26 protein-coding genes are annotated in these 22,913 nt (G+C 37.0%); all 26 read right to left on the reverse strand.

Features of this window, described 5'->3' with window-relative positions:
• Positions 1–9 precede the first annotated feature (9 nt).
• The 26 genes from ABW51_RS00815 to rimP all read right to left on the reverse strand — a co-directional run bounded on the left by ABW51_RS00815 (position 10) and on the right by rimP (position 22,668).
• A complete protein-coding gene (locus tag ABW51_RS00815) occupies positions 10–1,644 on the reverse strand; it encodes an ApeI family dehydratase (protein ID WP_053465148.1) in 1,635 nt (544 codons plus the stop codon).
• 3 nt (positions 1,645–1,647) lie between these two features.
• Positions 1,648–2,181, reverse strand: a complete 534-nt coding sequence (locus ABW51_RS00820; RefSeq protein ID WP_053465149.1) for a hypothetical protein — start codon at positions 2,179–2,181, stop codon at positions 1,648–1,650.
• Positions 2,174–3,505, reverse strand: a complete 1,332-nt coding sequence (locus tag ABW51_RS00825) for an AMP-binding protein (RefSeq protein ID WP_053465150.1) — start codon at positions 3,503–3,505, stop codon at positions 2,174–2,176. Before ABW51_RS00825 ends, ABW51_RS00820 begins: the two co-directional genes overlap by 8 nt.
• A gap of 35 nt (positions 3,506–3,540) precedes the next feature.
• Positions 3,541–3,792 (reverse strand): acyl carrier protein, encoded by a 252-nt coding sequence (locus ABW51_RS00830; protein ID WP_053465151.1) that lies wholly within the window; start codon positions 3,790–3,792, stop codon positions 3,541–3,543.
• A gap of 9 nt (positions 3,793–3,801) precedes the next feature.
• Positions 3,802–4,059 carry a phosphopantetheine-binding protein gene (locus ABW51_RS00835; RefSeq protein ID WP_053465152.1) on the reverse strand — a complete coding sequence of 86 codons (258 nt, stop codon included), beginning with the start codon at positions 4,057–4,059 and terminating at the stop codon, positions 3,802–3,804.
• Positions 4,060–4,075: 16 nt separating this feature from the next.
• Positions 4,076–4,834: a lysophospholipid acyltransferase family protein gene (locus tag ABW51_RS00840; RefSeq protein WP_053465153.1), complete on the reverse strand. Its 759-nt coding sequence runs from the start codon at positions 4,832–4,834 to the stop codon at positions 4,076–4,078.
• Positions 4,819–5,583, reverse strand: a complete 765-nt coding sequence (locus ABW51_RS00845) for a beta-ketoacyl synthase chain length factor (RefSeq protein WP_053465154.1) — start codon at positions 5,581–5,583, stop codon at positions 4,819–4,821. The genes ABW51_RS00840 and ABW51_RS00845 overlap by 16 nt, the downstream gene beginning before the upstream one ends.
• A 9-nt stretch (positions 5,584–5,592) precedes the next feature.
• Positions 5,593–6,030, reverse strand: a complete 438-nt coding sequence (locus tag ABW51_RS00850) for a hypothetical protein (protein ID WP_053465155.1) — start codon at positions 6,028–6,030, stop codon at positions 5,593–5,595.
• Between the two features lie 85 nt (positions 6,031–6,115).
• Positions 6,116–6,598: a hypothetical protein gene (locus ABW51_RS00855; protein ID WP_053465156.1), complete on the reverse strand. Its 483-nt coding sequence runs from the start codon at positions 6,596–6,598 to the stop codon at positions 6,116–6,118.
• On the reverse strand, positions 6,589–7,551 hold the full coding sequence (locus tag ABW51_RS00860; RefSeq protein ID WP_053465157.1) for a beta-ketoacyl synthase N-terminal-like domain-containing protein: 963 nt from the start codon (positions 7,549–7,551) through the stop codon (positions 6,589–6,591). The genes ABW51_RS00855 and ABW51_RS00860 overlap by 10 nt, the downstream gene beginning before the upstream one ends.
• Entirely contained in the window at positions 7,551–7,838 is a 288-nt protein-coding gene (locus ABW51_RS00865; protein WP_053465158.1) for an acyl carrier protein, read from the reverse strand. The genes ABW51_RS00860 and ABW51_RS00865 overlap by 1 nt, the downstream gene beginning before the upstream one ends.
• Positions 7,838–9,082 carry an ABC transporter permease gene (locus ABW51_RS00870; RefSeq protein ID WP_053465159.1) on the reverse strand — a complete coding sequence of 415 codons (1,245 nt, stop codon included), beginning with the start codon at positions 9,080–9,082 and terminating at the stop codon, positions 7,838–7,840. The genes ABW51_RS00865 and ABW51_RS00870 overlap by 1 nt, the downstream gene beginning before the upstream one ends.
• A complete protein-coding gene (locus ABW51_RS00875) occupies positions 9,076–9,801 on the reverse strand; it encodes an ABC transporter ATP-binding protein (RefSeq protein WP_053465160.1) in 726 nt (241 codons plus the stop codon). Before ABW51_RS00875 ends, ABW51_RS00870 begins: the two co-directional genes overlap by 7 nt.
• Positions 9,798–10,286 carry an ATP-binding protein gene (locus ABW51_RS00880; RefSeq protein ID WP_053465161.1) on the reverse strand — a complete coding sequence of 163 codons (489 nt, stop codon included), beginning with the start codon at positions 10,284–10,286 and terminating at the stop codon, positions 9,798–9,800. Before ABW51_RS00880 ends, ABW51_RS00875 begins: the two co-directional genes overlap by 4 nt.
• A 17-nt stretch (positions 10,287–10,303) precedes the next feature.
• The gene (locus tag ABW51_RS00885) at positions 10,304–11,290 is read right to left on the reverse strand and encodes a BtrH N-terminal domain-containing protein (protein ID WP_053465162.1); all 987 of its coding nucleotides are present in this window, start codon (positions 11,288–11,290) and stop codon (positions 10,304–10,306) included.
• Entirely contained in the window at positions 11,283–11,666 is a 384-nt protein-coding gene (locus tag ABW51_RS00890) for a hypothetical protein (protein ID WP_053465163.1), read from the reverse strand. Before ABW51_RS00890 ends, ABW51_RS00885 begins: the two co-directional genes overlap by 8 nt.
• 53 nt (positions 11,667–11,719) lie before the next feature.
• The gene (locus ABW51_RS00895; protein WP_053465164.1) at positions 11,720–12,853 is read right to left on the reverse strand and encodes a beta-ketoacyl-ACP synthase III; all 1,134 of its coding nucleotides are present in this window, start codon (positions 12,851–12,853) and stop codon (positions 11,720–11,722) included.
• 36 nt (positions 12,854–12,889) lie between these two features.
• A complete protein-coding gene (locus ABW51_RS00900) occupies positions 12,890–13,798 on the reverse strand; it encodes a hypothetical protein (protein ID WP_053465165.1) in 909 nt (302 codons plus the stop codon).
• Complete coding sequence (locus tag ABW51_RS00905; protein ID WP_053465166.1) at positions 13,798–15,045, reverse strand: beta-ketoacyl-ACP synthase; 1,248 nt, start codon at positions 15,043–15,045, stop codon at positions 13,798–13,800. Before ABW51_RS00905 ends, ABW51_RS00900 begins: the two co-directional genes overlap by 1 nt.
• A 58-nt stretch (positions 15,046–15,103) precedes the next feature.
• The gene (fabG, locus tag ABW51_RS00910; protein WP_053465167.1) at positions 15,104–15,838 is read right to left on the reverse strand and encodes a 3-oxoacyl-ACP reductase FabG; all 735 of its coding nucleotides are present in this window, start codon (positions 15,836–15,838) and stop codon (positions 15,104–15,106) included.
• Between the two features lie 73 nt (positions 15,839–15,911).
• Complete coding sequence (locus tag ABW51_RS00915; RefSeq protein ID WP_053465168.1) at positions 15,912–16,385, reverse strand: ApeP family dehydratase; 474 nt, start codon at positions 16,383–16,385, stop codon at positions 15,912–15,914.
• A complete protein-coding gene (locus tag ABW51_RS00920) occupies positions 16,382–17,602 on the reverse strand; it encodes a beta-ketoacyl-ACP synthase (protein WP_053465169.1) in 1,221 nt (406 codons plus the stop codon). Before ABW51_RS00920 ends, ABW51_RS00915 begins: the two co-directional genes overlap by 4 nt.
• Positions 17,603–18,022, reverse strand: a complete 420-nt coding sequence (locus ABW51_RS00925; RefSeq protein WP_053465181.1) for a hypothetical protein — start codon at positions 18,020–18,022, stop codon at positions 17,603–17,605. It abuts the gene before it with no gap.
• A gap of 139 nt (positions 18,023–18,161) precedes the next feature.
• Positions 18,162–20,696: a translation initiation factor IF-2 gene (infB, locus tag ABW51_RS00930; RefSeq protein WP_053465170.1), complete on the reverse strand. Its 2,535-nt coding sequence runs from the start codon at positions 20,694–20,696 to the stop codon at positions 18,162–18,164.
• An 11-nt stretch (positions 20,697–20,707) separates the two neighbouring features.
• A complete protein-coding gene (gene nusA / locus ABW51_RS00935) occupies positions 20,708–22,195 on the reverse strand; it encodes a transcription termination factor NusA (protein ID WP_005645077.1) in 1,488 nt (495 codons plus the stop codon).
• Positions 22,196–22,212: 17 nt separating this feature from the next.
• Positions 22,213–22,668, reverse strand: a complete 456-nt coding sequence (gene rimP / locus ABW51_RS00940) for a ribosome maturation factor RimP (protein WP_053465171.1) — start codon at positions 22,666–22,668, stop codon at positions 22,213–22,215.
• Between the last annotated feature and the right edge of the window lie 245 nt (positions 22,669–22,913).

The raw sequence follows: 22,913 nt of genomic DNA on the forward strand, positions 1-22,913 counted from the left end.
ATTTTCTCCTTAACAAAGTCTTTCAATAATAAGACCACTTGCACAGAGGCTTTCTGCATTTCTAAGGGTAAATTTCATACGATGTTTATCCTGATCCCAAATTAGAGTTAATTCAACATAATCATTTGGGCGAAGAAAGGCTTGGTATTTCAAATTATCGATTCTTTCTATTTCAAAATTTCGCCCTAAAAATTCTTGTGACTTTTCTACCGTCCACTGTAATTCTACAACTCCAGGAACAAGTGGAAAATTTGAAAAATGCCCTTTGAAATAAATTAAATCCAGAGGCACAACACCTTTAAAGGTTATTGAATTATCTTCAGTTTGATTCTCATACCAAATTGGCTCTCTTAATTCGTTATAACAAACAGCTTCAAAGTCACTACGTTGTATTTTTGACTGCGCACTACGAGGCAGTTCTGTCGTGAATCGCCAATAACGAGGATGAGCAAATAACTCATGACTGAGAGATAGATTTAATTTTAATCCTTCAATAAGTGCCTTACGTCCATTTTCACGAATGAATGAAATTCCTATTTCATTTAAAGCTAACCATGCCACAATTCGTTGTTTTTCAGGATGTTGTGCAACATATGCATCCATTATCAATTCACTACGCTGTAAACACTGCTCTATCGTTACTAACGATAGGCGCTTATCTCCTAACTTAACGATACGATCAATACGTCCTAATAAATGGAATCCTTCTTTATATAAATCTACTGCATCAGCTGTTTGTTCTCGCCCTTCAGTACGACTTGATTCCACCCATAATGCGCCTTCATCATTTATACCAAGTTTTATATCAAATAAAGGTTTCCACAATTGAGTAGGTTGCCGAAAAGCAATACATCCCGTTTCTGTACTACCATATCCTTCCATAACTGGGCTATGTGTAGCTTGTTGAATAGCTAAACCTAACTGTTCATCTAAGGCTCCACCAGAAGAAATTATACCTGCAAGATGACAATCTGCCGATTTAAGCATATCTAAATTCATTCTACTAAGTAATGCCGGGCTAGTAATCCATAATGTTTCTATTTCATCTTGACTATTCATAATCAAACGCTCTGGATAAATAACCTGCTCTCTTCCCAATAACCACTGTTTTCCTTGCAATCTATGCCAAAGAGGAATTAAAACGCGATAGGTTAAGCCATAAAAATGCTGAATACTAACAGTACCTATAACAGATAAAGTATTTTGTTGGAAAGGTAAAAACTTACCAACCTCAATAGCCTCTCTCCATAAAATATCAGCCGTTTTTACCAAAACTTTAGCTTCCCCACTACTCCCCGACGTTTTCATACAAATTTTGGCTTGAGAAACAGTAGGATCGAATGGCTGAATTTCTGTAATATGCTGCAAGCAGCCATACTTTTTAAACTTATTATCATCAAGAAATAAGGTCGTGTTATCAGCAATCCATTGCTGATTTTCTACCAGCAAATTTGGTGGTAATAATACAGTGATATTTTCCTGAAAACATGCTATAAGCACACAAGCAAAATTTGCAGCATCTTCAAACCAAAGTCCAATAGAATGAACATCATCTTGCCGAAATTGCTTTGCAATCTGTGCCACTCTCAAAAAAAAATCATCTTCCTCCCAATGAGGATGTATAGCAATTAAATTCTTTTTCATAATCTATTTATATTTAGGGCGAACAATCCATTCAATTAACATAACAGCCCCCATAATAAAATAAGCTACACCGCCCGTATAAAATGCCCAAAGTTCAATCTGTTCAAACAAAATTAAACCACTTGACATCACTATATTCAGAATAAAAACACCACACCAAATTTGCGTTACTTTACGTGTATAAGCAACAGCCTCAAAAGGCAAATTAGGTGTTTGTAAACGGGCTAAACGCTCCACAAAAGTTTGTTTTGCCCATAAACTTCCCCCGAAGGATATCAACATAATACTGTTAATAACAACAGGATACCAATACATAAGATTAAATGTTCTTGTTATCCCTACTAAAAGAAGTAGCATTGACATAAAAATAGCAAAAAGCCGTAAAAATTTAACAGCTTGTAGACTTTTAAATAACCATAAAATAGACAAACCAAAAGCAAAATAAGACAAAAATTTTGCTTGTGGCTGGCATAAAATACATAATGGATATGCAATCGAAAGTAATGTTAATAAAGTATTTACGCTTAGTTTAAACATAAAATTCGTCTAACTTTTTTGATCGACAAAGATTTTCAAAGTCTATTTTACTTAATTTAGATTGCGCATTACGCGGTAGCTTATTCGTGAATCGCCAAAAACGAGGAAAAGCCATTTTGTCTTGTGTATGAGCAAGGTGTTGTTTTAACGTTGTAACCAAAATTTTACGACTCTGATGGTAAACAGACATTCCACTTTCAGAAAGTGCCACCCAAGCTACAAGTCTATCAAAATCAGGATGTTTCCCAACAAAAATATCTTCAACCCAATGATGCTGCAATAATGCATTTTCCACACTTAACAGAGAAATACGTTTATCCCCTAATTTTAAGATACGATCTGCTCTTCCTAGCATCTCAAAATATGTTGAATGCAAACAAACGACATCTTCTGTTTGCTCCCTTCCTTTAGCCCACGGAGCTTCAACCCATAATGCTGAACGATCATCAACACCAATCATCACATTTTCCATTGGCTTCCAATGTTGATTACGTTGTTTTGTTGCAATAGCGCCAATTTCAGTGGTGCCATAAAAATCAATAACATCAACATTAGTTATTGTAAAAATATTCTCTCCTACATCCTCTGAAAGTCTTCCTCCCGCCGATACAATAGCGGTTAAATTCGGAAACTTAAGACGATTCCAATCAATGCTACACAACATTGTCGGACTGGTAATCAACACACTTTTTTCTGCTTGTTTACAGGCTGAAGAAACCATTTCAGGAAAAAATTGTTGTTTACGTTCAATTTGCCACCCCAGTACTAATGGCATCATAATCTGACAAATTAAACCATATAAATGTTGAATACTAACTGTGCTAATTGCGGTATAGCTATTATCTGATGTAAAACCAAACGTTTTCGCACAAGCTTGAGCATTCTGCCAAAGCTGTCCTGCCGTTTTTGTAATAATTTTAGGGCTACCAGTACTTCCTGAGGTTTTCAATAAAAATTCCGTTTCAGAAATAAAATCCATAAGTGACTTGTCTGGAATAATTTTCTCTATATATTCAGTTGCAAAACAATCAAACTGAACGGCATCATCAAGAGGAAACTGAGTATCGGTAAGCCACAAATCAACTAATGATTTGCCCCAAACTAGGTTTTCTTCTGCTAAATTAGGTAAAAAAATCGCACGGACATTAGCGTGCCAACAAGCAAGCAGGGTACAAGCAAGCTTTGCGCCATCTTCAAACCATAATGCAACACTAGAAATTTTGTGTTGTCTAAATTGGTGTACGATTTGCCAAACTCGCTTTTCAAAATCAATATAGAGCCATACTGGATTTTGAGCGATATAATGAGAAGATAAAAATTGCATAATCTAAATAAGGTAGGAAAATACCTACCATCTAATTACTCCGTATTCTGACTAATTTTTAACACAGCTTGTATGACATCAGCGACTGTGCGAACATTACGAAAATCTTCCGCTTGAAGTTTATAACCTGTTTCACGCTTAATATGATCAATTAAATCAATTGCATCAATACTGTCTATTTCCAAATCCTGATATAAATTTGTATCAAGAGTGACCTTATTTGGATCAACCTCAAAAAGTGTTTCTAATGCATTAACCAATACTATTTGAATTTCTTGTTCAGTCATGATTAACCCCTAGTTATTTTGTTCACGAATAAACTTTGCCAACGTTGCGACAGATTCAAAGTGATCTCTTAATCCTTGCTTCTCACTATCTAATTGCAAATTGAATGCTTTTTGCACAGCAAGCCCCAATTCCAATGCATCTACAGAATCCAAACCTAAACCATCATCGCCAAATAATGGTGCATCCGTTTCTATATCCTCAACAGTCATATCTTCAAGAGCAAGACTATCAATGATCAGCTGTTTTAATTGTTGTTCTAGTTCCATAATGTTTCCTTAAAATTTAATGAGTTTGTGAATTAAATAAATCTTCTAATTGCTTTTTCAAACGACGAGAAGCTATTGGTAGTGGTTTTTCAGATAATAACACTTTAGGATCAATATCCTCTCCAACTTTGAGCTCATAACAAATTTTATTTGTCGCGATTTTATACCAAGGCTGCCCTTTCTTTAAACTAGGAGGGGTCATCTTTATTATAATAGGTGTAATAAGACTTGAACTACGTAAGCCAATTGACAGAGCTCCTCGATGTAAATTTACGATTCCATCTAAACCTGTTCTCGTTCCTTCTGGAAAAAGTAATAAGGATTCTTCTTGCAAAATTTGATGGCTTTTTTCTAACACTTCCTCACTTTCGCTATTAGGTAAAAAACCACAAGCAATGATAGGAAAAACCATAACTGGATTTTTTAACAAGTCTTTTTTAACAATACAATTCAAACGAGGTACTTTACTAAAAATCAATACAACATCAATCAATGAAGGATGATTTGCCACAACCAATTGACCTTTTCGTCCTAAACGTTCAAATCCCTCATATTTTACTTCTAGCAATCCGGCCCAAATCATATATTTAACGAAGAAAGCCCAAATATTACCCACTAATTGCCGAGCCTTAAATTGTTGTGAAAAATCACCACACTTTGCACGTTTGACATAAGGATAAAGAATAATTCTATATGCAATCCCAAGTAAACCGAACAAGAAAAAACCGAAAGCTGTACCTATAAAACGGCGTACAAAATCTATTTTTTCTGCCATTTCCAAATTGCTCCTGAACTACTTACAGTATCCCATTCCATTTTTTTTACAAATTGGTTATGAACCCACATCAATGTGCTATCTGATGTAAACAATGAAGATTTACAAACAGTTAATTTTTCTTGATTTATAGTAGAAAGAGCCAAACTGTACTGCTCACCTTTCTCAATAACCATTGCTAATGCATAAGCAAAAGGTTGTCGTTCAACAGGTTGAACATTATAACTTTCTGCGAGTGGATACTCTGACGAGACAACTAATACCTGTTCATATCCATCATTTAACAATAAATAAGCCTCTAATAAAGCCGTTTCAAGATTATCTTGACGAGCCGTAATCGCTATCGTTTCAGTTGTTACTTGACGAAATTCAGACCATTGCCCAACCAACGCATTATGTACTGATAAACTAAATGAGGTGGGCGAAACGTCGCCCTCTGTCAAAAGTTGTTGCCATAAAGCAAAATTACGATTGATCTCGCTATTTCTTGAAGCATACACTACAGGAATGTTACTCTGTTCTTCGGGTACAAGTTCCCAAGCAGCTTCAAAAAACAAACGTGCGAGATCGCTCAAACGACGACGTTTCATTGCAGGTAAAAAAGTGAGTTTAGGCGTAAAATCTTCAAAAGAAGATCTATTTTTATACCAATGCTCGGCACCTAAACGCCAATCATCTTCAGATAACAGTTTATTAGTTACAACTTTCCACTCTACAATGTGAAAAGAAAATTCACACTTTTGATCCATGTCAGCTAATTAATAATTTTTGAACAGCTCTGCGACAATACGATCAGCTTGACCTTGTACACCTTGTGATTTTGACAATGCCTGTTCTTCCGCACTACGTTGTTTATAAACAACTTCACCAATTTTAGTATAATCGTCCCCTTCCAATTCCTGCACTCGAATAGTTGTACGTAATACAACGTCATTACGAGTATTAATAGCGTAATTCAACATATATTTACACGATTCTTTCGGAATACTATTCACATAAACTTGACTTGTAATACCTTTATTTTTCAAGCTGTTTACAATACTTGGTACAAATGATGGCAAACGCGGTTTTTTCGCTTCCTTAATACAAATATGATTTAAATTATCACGTTTTTCTATGGGGGTAATCGTCGCAAAGTTATTTGTACATGCACTCACAACCAATACACCTAACATCGCTAATGTTAATTTTTTCATTTTCTAATAATCCTCTATATCATTGCAGTAAAAAATTGCGCCAAGTTTACACGATTTTTTCTAAATAACAAATCAAGCTAAAAACTCATTTTCCTCTAATCACCCACCACTGACTTTCATCGTTTGCTATATCATTAATATCTTCCAACACCCAACCAATCAAAGCAGTTTGATTGGGTTGAACATCTAATTGAGCAAGTTGAAAAAGCTGGGGAAGTTGCAGTTTCTCTAAGGCAAGAAATAAACTCGTGCCTTGTAACTTTAATGTCTTCGCTAGTTGGAAAACTGTTGCATTACTTATATTTGCAGCAAAATCTAATGGGCTTGGTACATTCTCCATCATAAGTCCATTAAACATTTTGAAAAATTTACTCGGTGAATTAAATGATGATCCTAAGTAAATACAACTATCTTCAGATAAATAGGACTGTAGTTCTAAAGCACCAAATAAAGCAAGTTGAGTAAATCGACTTAATCGGCGAGCATCGATTCCTTTTATTTTTAAGTGTTGTCGCAACATTTTATCATCAATTGGTTCATGCAATTCAAATTGTGCCACTATTTCCATTTTAGTATCCATCCAATATTGCTACCACCAAAACCTAGAAAATAATTCAAGATTGTTTTAGGCTTATCTGATAAATGTAATTGTGTTAAAAGCCAAGCGGTTTCCATTGCTCCACTAGCCCCAAGCGTATGCCCTAGCACTTTTTTGGGTAACATTAACATATCATCAGAACGAATAAGTGCTAGCTGTTGTAATAACGCATTCTCTTCGCGATCAAATTGCCCTCCCACAAAATGTGGTTTAATAAGATCAATATCTGTAGCGTCTTTATCCGCTTTATTTAAAATCTGCGTTATTAAGTCTTGTAATGATTTATCACTATTATTTGTTAAACTAGCGTTATCGGTCACACTCACTATGGATGAAATTTGACATTCAGATGGCTCATGACTTAATGCAACACATCCTATGCCTTCCCCTAAAATAATACCATCTTCACTCTCAGTCTGAGACAATAGCCCCATTGCTTGAAAATGCTCAAACGTAAGCCGATTAAACATTTCAAAACCAACTACAATCGCTTTGCGGCATATTCCTTGCTCAATCATTTTGCTTGCATATCCCATAGCTTGCGCCGATGAAGTACAAGAGGTGGCAATACTTAAAACAGGCGAGCCAAAATATTGTTTAAGCTGTTCCGCAATGCTCGTAATATTGGGAACTTCTGGTAAAGATTGGTGATGCTGAAAACGCCATTCACAATCCGCGATCGTATAAGCTGTTGAACCTAGTAAAATAGGGATTTCAGATAACGCTGTCTGTTGCCAACCCGCTTTTTTAATACATATTTCAACTTGCTGAATAAGTAAATGAACGAGAGCATTTAAACTCAATAATGGCTTATCAAACGCACTAAAATAGGGTAATTCAATCTCTCGTTCCAATTGAAGTGCGGTACGTTTTTGACAATTTTTTGCAGAAATTAAACTGCTTGCTTGAATATAAACCGCCATTATTTCGTGTGTTCCGCACGAATAAATGCCGCTAAATCATGCACATTCATCATATGTTTACGCACTTGACGATCCCCTTGCAAACGCACTTTAAAATGAGCCTGCAGGGCAACTACAATCTGTAAGGCATCAAGAGAATCCAATTGAATACGACTTTGGTCGCCAAAGAGTAGTTCATCATCGCTGATTTCTTCAGGCTCAAAATCATCTTTCTGAGATTCTGTCAAAATCAGCTTTTTTAATTCCAACTCTAATAATTGAGGTGCTAAAGTGAACGTATATTTCATTAAAATCTTACCTGTTTTTTTAATTGTTGTTGATAAATTATTGCAGACAATATCAATGTAATTACACCAAAAAAGCCTAATTTGATTAACTGTGAAGATATTTGTATCAAATGGTATTGATTCAACAATAAATTTTGAAAGCCTGTTAATGCCCATCCCATCGGTGAAAATTGAGCCACGGTTTGCATCATTTCGGGCATAACATAAGTAGGCACCATAATTCCACCAACCGCAGCCATAATAATAATGCCCCCGCCACCCAACACAACAGCGTGTTCCGTGGTTCGCGCAATGACACTCATCAACAAACCATAACCTAAAGCAGCTAAACTCACACAACTCGATAAAACGGCATAGATAAACCATGAACCATTTAACTCAAAAGCTGGCATACTAAGATGAGGTAACACCCAATAACCCAATACAACCATTCCAATAAATTGACACTGATTAATTAAAAAATAGGGAATTAATTTAGCCAAAATAAGCTTAAATGCCGAAGCTCGAGCCATTCTAAGACGAGTGATAGTATTCGTTTGTCGCTCCATTGCCATTACATTTGAAAGTGGGATCATAATAAAGAACATACCAAAAATTAACCATGCAGGTACACTATGTTGTACTGAATTAGGTTTCTCCACTTCTTTACCTTGACGATTAAGATAGGATTCCTCCCATAAATTTTTATCTAAATAAACCTTAATCTGCTCAAACTTTTTATCTAATTCTTGATTGACTTTTTTCTCTATCGCTTTGATTTGTTTCTGTTTATTATTTTTCAGTGTAATGTGGTTATCTGATAAATATTGTGCTAAACGTAACTGCGTATAATATTTTTGCAATACGCCTTTCACACCTAATAACCAGCCTCGCTCAACGCTAGGATTAAGCCACAATGCTAGTGGTTTTTCATCTGAAAGTGCGGTCGATTTTTCATTAAAATTTGCAATCAATAATTCAAATTTACCGGCTTGTAACTCAGATTGATACTCAGACAGTTGATGAATATCAGCCTGCTGAACATTAAGCTGTTCCAATTTCAGTTTTTGCAATAATTCATCATTTAATAGATTGTTGCTGTCAGATAATAATACTATCGGCAAATCTTGACTTAATTCATTGTTATTACTTAATGCTGCCGACATAATCAACACAAACAGAATTGGCATAATAAATAATACTGCCACGCCATGAAGATCTCGACTTAATAGCCGAAGCTCTTTGAGAATTGAAACAATCAGCACGTTTTTACCACCTGTTTGTCTAAAAAATGCAAGTAAAAATGCTCAAGATTTTGTCCAGCAGACAAAATACCGCTTAATTCCCCTTGATATATTAATTTTCCTTCATTTAATAGCACTAATTTATCACATAACAGCTCAATCTCTTGTAAATAATGAGAGGTATAAATCACTGTGACCCCTTGCTCTTTTAGCATTTTTACACTATCTAAAATAAACTGACGAGATTGAGGATCTATTCCCACAGTAATTTCATCAAGAAAAATGACTTTGGGACGATTAATTAAACCAATCGCAAAATTTAAACGACGTTTCAAACCGCCAGAAAGATGTTTTGCCAATTTGGATTTATATGCTGTCAATCCCGTTTTTTGCAACAATTCTAATAGCCAATTTTTATCAGTGATCTCATAAAGTGCGGCGAAAAATTTCAAATTTTCCCACACGCTTAAAAGTGGGTAAAAAGCAAAATCCTGCGGAACAAGTGAAAATTGGCGACGTTGCTGTTTCGTCAATTTATCAAATGAGATACCTTCAAATAAAATCTTCCCCTGCTGTACCGATTGCAAACCAGTAAGCAACGACATCAACGTGGTTTTTCCTGCACCATTAGGTCCGAGTAAACCAACGGTAGAGCCTTGAGTTATATTGAGGTTTATATTATATAAGGCTGGGGTATGAGCATTTGGGTAGAAATGAAAGAGTTCTTTTAATACAATCATTTTAAAGTATAATTCGATAAATAATCTAATAAATATTTTACTTCTATTTTTGTAATATTATCTAAATGGCTATTATTTTTTACACCAATCAAATTTTTAATAGGATCATATGTTCTATATAATTTTTCAATCCAATTTAAAGAATAATTATGCTTTTCCGCTAAAGAATCTAATTCATAACAAGTTTTACCTTTTGTTCTTGACGCAGTAAAAATGATTTTACATTTATATTTTTCAATTAAAATACTACCAATTCTCTTTTTAATAATGCTCTGGATATCTCCTGCTGTTGAAATACCAATAATAGTATCACTTTCTTGATGTTTAAATAATGCAATAACATCAACACGACTATCATTATACTCATCCACATATCCCATAAATAAAAATTCTGACTTAGTTTTTAACTCTTCAATAAGTTTTTTTAATGTCGTTGTTTTTCCTCGGCCACTAGAACCAAATAGTACAATAATTTGTTTGTTCATATTTTACACTCTTATTTTTATACTAAAATTTCCCAAAGTCCTTGCTCTCTCTCCGCAATATCTCTCAAAAACTCTGCCGTTTCTTTATACCCATCAACACTTGATTTACGACACTGTTTCACACAAAGACTGGCAAATTCTCGCCACAAATCACCGATTTGAGTAAGCTGTTCAGAAGCTTGTTTAAATTTTGGTTCTTGGCAAATCTCTGCAGCTTGTTCCAAGAAATAAGCGTAAATATAGCGGAAACCTGCCCCACCAGTGCCAATTTCTTCTTGCATCCGCACAATATGCCCTAAATAAAGCTTTTTAAATTTTTCACTTTTTTTACAAAAGGCTAATTTTTCAATAGATTTTGCTACCAAGCGAATGCCTTTTACGCCAACAAATGGCAAGGGCGTAAGCATCTGTTTGGCTTGTTTGCGAATTGCTTTACGTAGCATTGAAGACAAATCAAGTGCGGTCTGATTTGGCAATTTTTCTAAATAATACATCAATCCTTTTGCCGCCAACGCACCTTTCGCAAATCGTGCTTTTTGCAAATCCTCTTCCGCACAACGTTGTACTGTTTCAAAAACAGGATCACTGATTAAGTAATCACGTTGTTCTTTACCATAGACCAGCAGATTATGCGCATTAAAATGGAAACGCATTTCAGGCGGAAAGTAAGGAAGCCAAAAAACAGAAGTTTGCAAACCGACAAGTTTTCCTTGATTTAAGGCTTCGTCAAGTGCCTTTTGCCCTTCTATTTCAGAAGAAAACTTCTGAATTTTTAACCGCACTTTTAACAATTTAGCCACTTTGGTAATAATCGACTTCGGTGGCATCCGATAAGAAATTAACGGCATACCACTGATTTTGATAATCGGCAGATAAACAAAGGTTAAAGCAGAGGCCAACCCGAAAACCATTGCTTCGTTAAAATCTATACCTTGTGATTTTAATAAAGTAGACATTACCCCAGTTTCACAGTGGGCGGTGTGTTGGTGGTGAAAATTATTCATTTGTAAAATTATCGATACCAAAAACGAATTTATACTGTTCCAGCTTGGCTTTATTTAATTTCTTAAACACTTCTGGATTAAAATGTCTTTTTATCTGCCATTGCCAAAAACCTGTTGCTTGAGCAAGGCTTTGGAGATCATAGCGATTTTTATACATTAAATAGTAAAGTGGCGATTTTTCGCCGTTTTTTACGGCTTGTAAGGCTTCTTGGGCTTGCTGATTAAGCTCTTCTACAGCTTGAGCCGTAGCAAATTCTTCTTCCGCCCAGCCATTAGATTTACCTGCTTCAAACTTTCCATTACGGGTACCGTAAATCACTTTACACTGCCCTTGGAAAATTTTACTCTCATCTTGGGGAATATCGTTTATATCCATAATTTTATCAAATATAAGTTTTCTCTTTTATAAAGAGGATATTTAGAAAAGACTTAAACTACTTCTAACAACATAAAGCAACTAGAAAAACGTCCACTTTCTGGCACATAGCATAGGACTTTTTGCCCAGATCGAAGATCAAAAGTGCGGACAAATTCCTCTAAAATAATATAAATAGAAGCTGATCCTGTATTGCCACATTGAGTTAAATTAGTGAACCACTTTTTCTGAGGAATTTCAAAGTTTATGTTTCGTAAGCCCTCAAGCAATCTATTACGGAAAAAGTTTGATGAGTAATGTGGTAACAAATAGTCTATTTCATCGGCTTTTAATTGATATTTTTTCACTATACGAGAAAGGGCTTTTTCTACCGTATATTTCACAATATTTTCATTGAGTAGCTTCACATCTTGCTTAATTGCCATAAAACTTTTTGCATCACGCTCTGTGGCTGAAACTGATTTCCAACTGATAAATTGTTCATTTTGCACTTCGCCACCCGCATACATACACACTGGCATTTCGTTAGCATATGAAACCAAATCAATCCAATGGATTTTAAAACTGAATCCTTGCTCATTAGGTTGGTTAGAAAGCTGTACTGCCCCTGCACCATCAGAAAGCATCCAACGTAAGAAGTCTTTTTCAAAACCAATTTCAGGCTTCGCCTCCTCAAGTTGTTTTTGAGCAACTTCTGATTTGAAATTTTCGCTACGCATAATGGCAGAAGCACATTCACTCGAAACCGCCACCGCACTTTGATGTTCACCTGTTTTCACTGCATTATAGGCATGTTTCATCGCAGCCATACCAGCAACACATACCCCTGCCATTGACATCACTTCCATTGGTGGTGCATTATCTAACAAACCATGAACCATTACGCCTTGACCAGGTAAAATTTGATCGGGATAAGACGTACCTACGGCTAATACGCTGAAATCATTTGCAGAAATACCTAAATTCTTAATTGCTTGAACCGCTAATTCCGTGCTGGTATGCGTTGTTTGACGAGTCGTAGAGTCAATCGCATAGTAACGTTGTTCAATTCCATTTGAACGCAAAATCATTTTACGGACACGAGAAGGCACATCCCCCACCATTCCAAGCACGGCTTCCATTTGCTCATTAGAAACAGGCTTATTCGGCAGGAAAGAAGAAATTTTGTTAATATAAACGTTTTGCATTTTTATTATTTCGTTGTCATTAATAATAGGAAGCTATCATTCCCCTGATGGTTGAGCAAAATATCGTTTCTGCTCATCTAATGTTTTCTGTAATAACGGTTTAAATAATCTCTTTATCACGGAAGAAATCGGCACCACAGTTAAAATCATAGCGATCAAAAAAACAATGTAACCACAAAGCATCATTTTACGAAAACTTGGTGAAATCTTACCGCATTTTAATAATAGCTTTCCCCAAATATGAAAACTTCTTACCCCTACTTTTTCACTCATCATTAGCTTTTCATCAATTTTTACTGCGCCCATTCCTTGAAAAATTGTTCTATCCAGTGGGTAATTATCATTGAAATACTTCAAAAGCTGTAATCCAAATCGTTGGGTATCTTGTATTTCACTTTCAGCGATACCTGCTGATTGAAAGCCTTTAATTTTTTTCTTGCCTGTTAATAACCAAACTGGCGTAGTAATAAAACTTACCCAATCATTGCACTGATCGATTTTCACAATATTTCCTATCAGTTTTGCCTCACATTGCTTAAGTAAACCTTTCATTTTCTCTTGTGCCTGCAACCACATGTTACGGCAGCCGATCAATGTAATCACAGGCGTATCTTTTAAAATCAACTTCGCCTGTTCACTTTGTAAGAACGCAGTAATCGGTTGATTGGGCGATAAAAACCAAACTGTATAAGCAATAATAATCACATCATACATTTCATGCTGCAATTTTGGCGGAATAATAGGGGCAGGTTTTAAATGCACCGTTTCTGGAAAGGTATTAAAAAATGATAGAAACCGCCATGGAAACCCATAAGCAGTTTCAGGTTGCAACTGGCAATGCTCTACAAAAATGTCAGAATGATTTCTCAGAGGAGAAAGAAAATTTTCTGCTAAATTAGTGAGTTGCCCCGTCTGTGAATAAGAAATTAAAAGCACTTTTTTCATTATTTTTCTTGCCAACGTTTAAAAATCAACGAAGTATTTACTCCACCAAATGCAAAATTATTATTCATCACATAATCAGTATGGATCCTTCTACCATCACCTTGAATATAATCAAGCTGACCACATCGTTCGTCTATATTCTCAAGATTTAACGTTGGAGCAAACCAGCAATCCCTCATCATTTCAATACAAAACCAGCTTTCTAATGCACCACAAGCACCGAGTGTATGTCCAAGATAGCTTTTTTGTGAACTAATTGGTACCCTACCAAACACCGCTTCTGTTGCTTGAGTTTCAGCAATATCGCCTTTTTCTGTTGCTGTACCATGTCCACTCACATAACCGATCTGATCAGCTGAAATCCCCGCATCTTTTAGGGCTAATTCCATACAATGTTGCATTGTTTCTGCTTGTGGCTGAGTTACATGGCTACCATCACTATTAGCACCGTAGCCCACCAATTCGGCAATAATATTAGCATCTCGATTCAAAGCATGCTCGAGTTCCTCTAATACAAACATTCCAGCCCCCTCACCGATCACTAAACCATCTCTATCTCGATCATAAGGACGGGGAGAGCCTTTAGGATTATCATTATTACGACTCGCAGCATAAAGGCTGTCAAAAACATAAACTTCAGAGGGACAAAATTCTTCTCCTCCGCCAGCCAGCATCATAGGAATCATACCGTATTTAATTGCTTCATATGCATAGCCAATTCCTTGAGAGCCCGATGAACAAGCACTTGAAGTTGGGATAATTCTGCCTTGCAGCCCAAAGAAAATACCGACATTTGCTGCTGTAGTATGAGGCATTGCACGCACATAAGTTGAAGCATTGAAAGTGTCAGATTTTCCCGTCATCAACAGTTCTGCCATATCTCGCACATCTGCAGTTGAACCTGTGCTCGAGCCACTCGCTACTCCCATATTGCCATTTTTGATAAGCGGTGACACTTCACCATCATTTAACAAACCAGCATTGGCTAAGGCTTGTTCTGCTGCATCAACGCATAGCTGAGAAACACGTCCCATTGAGCGAAGTTGTTTACGCGTCCAATGACTGGGTGGATTATAGTTGGGTAAAGGTGCCCCCAATTGCGCTTCAAGTTCAGGGTATTTATCATTCCATCCCATATTCCGCACAGCATTTTGTTTCTGCTCAAAAGCAGACCGCACTTCTGACCATGTACGCCCAAAAGCAGTAATTGCACCAATACCTGTCACTACAACTCGTTTATTTTGCATTATTTTTCTCAATTATTTTATACTAATACAATCGTGATATTTGCCTAATTATCCTCAATTAGCAAAGCCCACCATTTACCCCTATCACTTGGCGAGTAATGTATTGTGCTTTACCGTCCATTAAAAAGCTAACTGCATGAGCAACTTCTTCTGGAAGCCCCATTCGCTCCATTGGAATAGCCTTTAAAATCTGCTCAAGTGGTAGATTTTCATCAATAATATCTGTATCAATTAAACCCGGAGCCACGCAATTTACAGTAATTTTTCGTTTTGCTAATTCTACAGCAAGTGCTTTTACCGCTCCAATTAAACCCGCTTTTGATGCACTATAATTCACTTGCCCACGATTGCCAATAATGCCAGAAACAGAAGTAATACACACAATTCGCCCAGCCTTGCGGCGTCGAATCATTGGCATCATCACAGGATGAAGTACATTATAGAAACCATCTAAATTTGTGCGTAATACTATATCCCAATCTTCCTCTGATAGTGCAGGGAAAGCATTATCTCGGGTTAAACCTGCATTTAATACCACTCCATAGTAAGCCCCATTTGCTTCCACATCTGTTTCTAAAACTATTTTTGCTTGCTCACGATTGCTTACATCAAATTGTAATACTCTTGCATTTTTTCCGAGATTTTTAATTCTTTGTGCAACTTCTTCAGCCTCTTGTATACAACTTCGGCAATGAATCACAATATCAAAGCCCTTTTGCGCTAATTCAAGGGCAATCGCCTTACCAATACCTCGACTAGATCCGGTGATTAAAATGGTTTTCTTATCTGACATAATTCTTCCTCGCTGTACATTGAGTAATGTTCCTATTCATCAATTTTGAGGCACAAGCCTGTGTCCCTATATATTATTTCGTCACTTTACCATCTTTTGGGCTAAATACATTTAATGCCCCCTCAAGTAAAACCTTACGCGAGTTTTTATCAATTAACTGACAATCAAATACACCAAAACCAGTGGCATCTTGAATAGACATCTTTATTTGAATTTCAAGGATGGTCCCTACCTCAATATGAGATTGATGGATATATAATTTGCGCGTACCAAGTAAATAACCTAAACGAACCTCAGCTTGCTTATTTCGTGCTATAACCTGTTCCTGATTATGACACCCAGCCCAAGCAGCTACGCCCTGAGCCATAATTTCAATACCAGCATAAGTTGGCAAAACACCTTGACTTAATAAAATATGATCAGATTTAATTTTTGCTTCACCAATAAGAAAATCAGCTCCGTAATCAATTACTCTATCGACTAAAACCATTTCACCTGATTGGGGAATTAAAGGCGATACATTTTCAATAGGTAAGGTTAATTTCATTGCTCTACCTCACCTAAAATCAGCACGGCATTATTTCCACCGAAAGCAAAAGAACTGCTTGCCCCAATACGCTTTTCATCTTTCCAATAGCTATTTGAATGCGTAATTGAAATAGTTGGGAGAGAATCATCTCGCACGGCATCCCATAATTGAGCTGGCAATTTTCCTATTGGGTTATGATATTTTGAAATTACTGCCCATAAAATTGCAGCTTCCAATGCCCCAGCAGCCCCCAAAGTATGCCCTGTGTAAGCCTTTGTAGTGGTACAAGGAATTTTATTACCAAATACACTAGATACAGCAAGTGTTTCCATTTGATCATTATGAACTGTACCCGTACCATGCAAATTAATCCAACCTATTTTTTCAGGAGAAAGTTCAGCCGATTTTAATGCATCCTCAAAAGCTACAATAGCACCTATACCTTCTGGGTGAGGAGATGACATATGATAAGCATCTGAACTTGAACCATACCCCAACAAGGCAATCGAATGATGATCTATTGCCTCCCTTGTCATCACAAATACAGCTGCACCCTCGCCAATATTGATACCATTACGGTTGGCTGATAACGGATTAGTACGTTGATGAGATAATACTGAAAGTGAATTAAACCCAGTAATGGTAAGAGGCGAAAGTGTATCAACACCGCCACAAATTACCGCATCACACAGATTAGTTTTCAATAAACGAGCAGCTGAAATAAGTGCTCTAGCCCCCGATGTACATGCGGTTGAAATACCATAGCTCATATTTTGTATGCCATATTGATATGCGACAAAATCAGAGGGAGCTGAGAAATATTGTTGTTGCTGACGAAATGGTATGCACGACCAATCTTGGTGTTCTGCTGCATATTTGAATACGGGAATATTTTCATCAACGCCTGTTGTAGAAGTGCCAATTACACAAGCAACACGATTTCTACCAAATTTTGTCATTGCAGCTTCAATTTGTGGTTCAATTTGCTCAAGAGCATGCCAAAGCAATTGATTATTACGGCTTTGATGTTCTGCAGGTAGATCGCAAGGAAATGGACGGAGCTCCTCCTTAACTTTACCTAAAACATAAGATTGACCATCTATTTGATGAGAAGTATAAGGAAAATCGGTTTTAGTTAAAGGTGAATCCCCATAATTTAATAGAATATCAAGATGAATATTGATGCCATTACCAATTGCACTCAACATAGCAGGCTGGGATAGATATAGTGTCATTTATTGCTCCAATTCATCAACTTTCCATAGTATACCGTCTGGTGTCCGAATCTCAAAATGAGGCGAATTAGAAGTAATATCCCATTGTGAAGAAAGCTTAAAAGGAGGCTGTTGAGAATTAAGTGCAACAGCTAAACCTGAAAATAGCATCTTTGCTTGCATATTTGGCATAATAAAACCATCATTTTGCCAGCCTTTCTTAGTTAGTATTACTCGCGCAATCGGTGAGCCTAAAGGATCAGTTTGCACCCAACGCCATTGAAAATCTTCAAATTGTACCGTAAGTAAACTAACTTCATTTACGTTCTCTACTTTAAACAATCTCACTTTTTGAGATTGTAAAGGTAGCCGCTCAGGTTTAGGTAAAGTAGTGCAGAAAGTCAAAAATAACGCAAAAATCACTACAAATAACTTTCTTATTCTCAATGTAATAACCTTACTTTAATATATAGGTAGATCCAATCTTTAATTTAATGATAATTGTTTTTCTAACACCTTATAAAAAAAGACTGATTTAGATTCTAATATTAAATCAGTCTTTCAATTACCCACGAAAAAATTAAATCGAACGTTTAACTTCAACCACTTCAAACACCTCGATTTGGTCGCCGACTTTTACATCGTTGTAGTTTTTCACGCCAATACCACATTCCATACCGTTACGAACTTCAGATACATCGTCTTTGAAACGGCGAAGAGATTCTAATTCCCCTTCAAAGATAACGACGTTGTCACGTAATACACGGATTGGATTGTTACGTTTCACTACACCTTCGGTCACCATACAACCTGCGATTGCACCAAATTTCGGATGACGGAATACATCACGAACTTCAGCTAAGCCAATAATTTCTTGTTTAAATTCAGGCTCTAACATACCGCTCATTGCGGCTTTAATTTCATTCAACAATTCATAAATGATTGAGTAGTAGCGTAAATCAATGTTTTCTGCTTCAATAACACGACGCGCAGATGCATCAGCACGAACATTAAAGCCAACAATGATGGCATTAGATGCTGCAGCTAAAGTTGCATCAGTTTCAGTAATACCACCTACACCTGAACCAACAACTTTAACTTTTACTTCATTGGTAGAAAGTTCATTTAACGCTTGAACAATCGCTTCTACAGAGCCTTGTACGTCCGCTTTCACAATGACGTTCAATTCAGCCACATCGCCTTCAGACATATTGCTAAACATATTTTCAAGTTTAGCTTTTTGCTGACGAGCTAATTTCACTTCACGGAATTTACCTTGACGATATAATGCCACTTCACGTGCTTTTTTCTCATCACGTACAACGGTTGCTTCATCACCCGCTGCAGGCACACCTGAAAGACCTAATAATTCAACTGGAATTGAAGGACCTGCTTCATCAACTTCTTTCCCGTTTTCATCGCGCATTGCGCGCACACGGCCGTATTCAAAACCACAAAGTACGATGTCGCCTTTACATAGAGTACCTGATTGAACCAAGATAGTTGCCACTGGACCACGACCTTTATCCAAGTAAGATTCAATGACAACACCACTTGCCATACCGTCTTTTACAGCGGTCAATTCAAGTACTTCAGATTGAAGTAAAATAGCATCTAATAAATCATCAACCCCTGTACCTTTCTTCGCAGATACTGGAACGAATTGCACATCACCACCGAATTTTTCAGAAATGACATCATGTTGTAATAATTCTTGCTCAACACGGTCTGGATTGGCTTCTGGTTTATCGATTTTATTTACTGCAACCACTAAAGGTGCACCCGCTGCTTTTGCGTGTTGAATCGCTTCGATAGTTTGAGGCATCACACCATCATCGGCAGCAACAACAAGAACAACGATATCTGTTGCTTTAGCACCACGCGCACGCATAGAAGTAAACGCTGCGTGTCCCGGAGTATCCAAGAAGGTGATCATTTTACCATCATCCATTTCTACGTGATACGCACCGATATGTTGGGTAATCCCCCCTGCTTCGCCAGCAGCAACTTTCGCTTTACGAATATAATCAAGTAAAGAGGTTTTACCATGGTCAACGTGACCCATGATGGTTACAACTGGGGCACGCGTTACTTTTTCTGCGTTTACATCGCGATCACCTAATACCGCTTCTTCAAGCTCATTTTCATTGCGAAGAATTACTTTATGACCAAGTTCTTCCGCTACTAATTGAGCGGTTTCTTGGTCGATAACTTGGTTGATAGTAACCATTTCGCCCATCTTCATCATCGTTTTGATGATTTCAGTCGCTTTTACAGCCATCTTGTTCGCTAATTCAGCAACGGTGATGGTTTCACCAATGACAACATCTGCTTTTACAGCTTGAACTGGTTTAGTAAAGGCTTGTTGAAGTGCGGCACCTTTTTTGCCGTTTTTACCTTTACCAAACTTAGCATCTTTTTGATTTTTACGATTAGATTCGCGCTCGTTTTTCGAGTTTTTGCTATTTTCATCGTCGCGACCACCTTTTTTCGCTTTCGCTACTTTATTTTTGCCACGGCCACGATTTTCGTTACGACGATCTTCTTCATCTTCTGCTTCAAGTGCATATCTTGAACTTAAGTTGTAGTCAGAATAGTCTTCTGAAGAAGATTCATTGTCTGAATCATCAGCTTCAGCATAACGTTTCGCTTCTTCTGCTGCACGACGAGCTTGTTCTTCTGCTTTTTGACGAGCCAATTCTTCAGCTTTACGACGAAGTTCAGCTTCTTCTGCTTTGCGTTTCTCTTTTTCAGGATCAACAGATTTAGCTTTAGAATCTACCGCACTTTTTGCTGGCTTAGCTGCTTCTGATTTCGCTTTTTCAGCTTTTGCTTTTTCATCAGCTTCTTTCTTAGCTGCTGCTTTTTCAGCTTCTAAACGAGCTTTTTCTTCTGCCGCTTTTTGTTCAGCAATTTTTTTAGCTTCCGCTTCTTGCTGTGCTTTTAATTTTGCTTCTTCTTGTTGAGCAATATCAGTTTTTACTGTGCGTTTTTTACGTACTTCTACTTGTACTTCTTTGCTTTTACCACCAGTTGTTGTACTGCTTACTGTTGTTTTTGTTCTGCGTTGAATGCTTAATTTTTTTGGTGCATCAGCCTTAACATCTTCAGTCATTACTGCTCTCCTTATTCTTCGCCAAACCAACAGATATTACGTGCAGCCATAATTAAATCTGCTGCTTGTTCTGCTGTTAATTCTTCAATATCTGCTAAATCATCTACACCCTGTTCGGCGAGTTCTTCGAGAGTAGTAATTTGTTTTTCAGCTAATTTGAATGCTACATGGCGATTCATACCATCTAAATTCAATAAGCGATCTTCAATATTTGCTTTTTTCAATGCTTCTTCTTCAGCTACTGCTGCGGCTGTAATCGCATTTTTAGCTCGAGTTTGAAGCTCTTCGACAAGATCTTCATCTTCTAAACCATCAATTGCTGTCAATTCATTCATTGGCACATAAGCAATTTCTTCTAAACTTGTGAAGCCTTCTTCGACAAGGATTTGTGCAAATTCTTCATCAAGTTCTAATGCGTTCATAAATAAGTTTAAAACTTTGTTATCTTCTGCTTGATGTTTTGCATTTAAATCATCAGTCGTCATTACGTTTAGTGTCCAACCTGTTAATTGTGTTGCTAAACGCACGTTTTGACCATTACGACCAATTGCTTGCGCAAGATTAGCTGCTTCAACTGCAATATCCATAGAATGATTATCTTCATCAACAATGATAGAAGACACATCAGCTGGTGCCATTGCATTAATCACAAATTGTGCTGGATTATCATCCCAAAGCACGATATCTACGCGTTCACCACCAAGTTCATTGGTAATGGCTTGAACACGCGCACCACGCATCCCCACACAAGCGCCAACAGGGTCAATACGTTTATCGTTTGATTTCACCGCAATTTTAGCGCGAGAGCCAGGATCACGAGCCGCACCACGAATTTCAATCATTTCCTCGCCAATTTCAGGCACTTCAATACGGAATAATTCTATCAACATTTCTGGTTTAGAACGTGTCACAAATAATTGTGCAGTTTTGCCTTCAGGATTTACTTTATAAAGCACACCACGCACACGGTCACCTGGACGGAAATTTTCACGTGGTAACATATCTTCACGAGCAATCATCGCTTCTGCTTTATTGCCAAGATCTAAGATGATACTGTCACGACTTACTTTTTTCACAGTACCGGTGACAATTTTGCCTTCTTCAGCACGGAATTGTTCTACAACTTTTGCACGCTCAGCCTCACGGATTTTGGTACTGATTACTTGGCGTACAGTTTGCATTGCAATACGGTCAAATGCGATAGATTCGATTTGATCTTCTACATAATCGCCAAGTTGAAGATTTGGATCTTCAAATTGTGCCGCTTCTAAAGTGATTTCTTTCGTTGGCACTTTGACTTCATCAACAATTAACCAACGACGGAAAGTATCAAAATCACCTGTTTTTGGGTTGATTGATACACGAATATCTGTTTCGTATTCGTATTTTTTCTTGGTAGAGAGTGCAATAGCACTTTCTAACGCTTCAAAAATTTTCTCACGTGGTAATAACTTTTCATTGGATACAGCTTCTGCCGCCAGTAAAATTTCTTTACTCATTTTTTCTCTTACTCCTTTTAAAATTTTGCAACAACATTTGCTTTTTGAATGTTACCAAAGACTAAAACTTGTTCCTGTCCATCAACAATTAAAATAATCACATCGTTTTCAATACGCTCTAACTTACCTTGCCATTTACGGCGTTCCATCACTGGAATTCGCAAATGCACTGAGATATCTTGCCCAATATAGCGTTCAAATTGTGACAAGGTAAATAGCGGACGATCTAAACCTGGTGAAGACACTTCTAGATTGTATTTATCCGCAATTGGATCTTCCACGTCTAAAATTGCGCTCACTTGACGACTTACATCAGCACAATCATCAACAGTTACGCCACCTTCTTTATCAATAAATAAACGCACTGTCATAAAACGACCTGCGCGTTGACATTCAATGCCCCAAAGTTCACAGCCTAAATCCTCTACTGCGCCTTGTAGCATTTCTTGTAAATTTTGTTCTAATGTAGCCAATTTCTACTCCTATACTGTAGTGTTAGTTTTTAGTCAAAATTACTTCTTTTAATTAATCTAAAAAACTTCTACAAAAAATTTTAGGCATAAAAAAAGGGTTAGGTTCACAGGAACCTAAGCCCAGTTTTTATTAAATTTCTTATAGAAAAAAACCCCAAAACTGGGGTTCTTTTACTGAACTTATTATTGGTTGCGGGGGCCGGATTTGAACCGACGGCCTTCGGGTTATGAGCCCGACGAGCTAC

It is taken from the genome of Haemophilus sp. C1, from assembly GCF_001276515.1.
GTDB lineage: Bacteria > Pseudomonadota > Gammaproteobacteria > Enterobacterales > Pasteurellaceae > Haemophilus.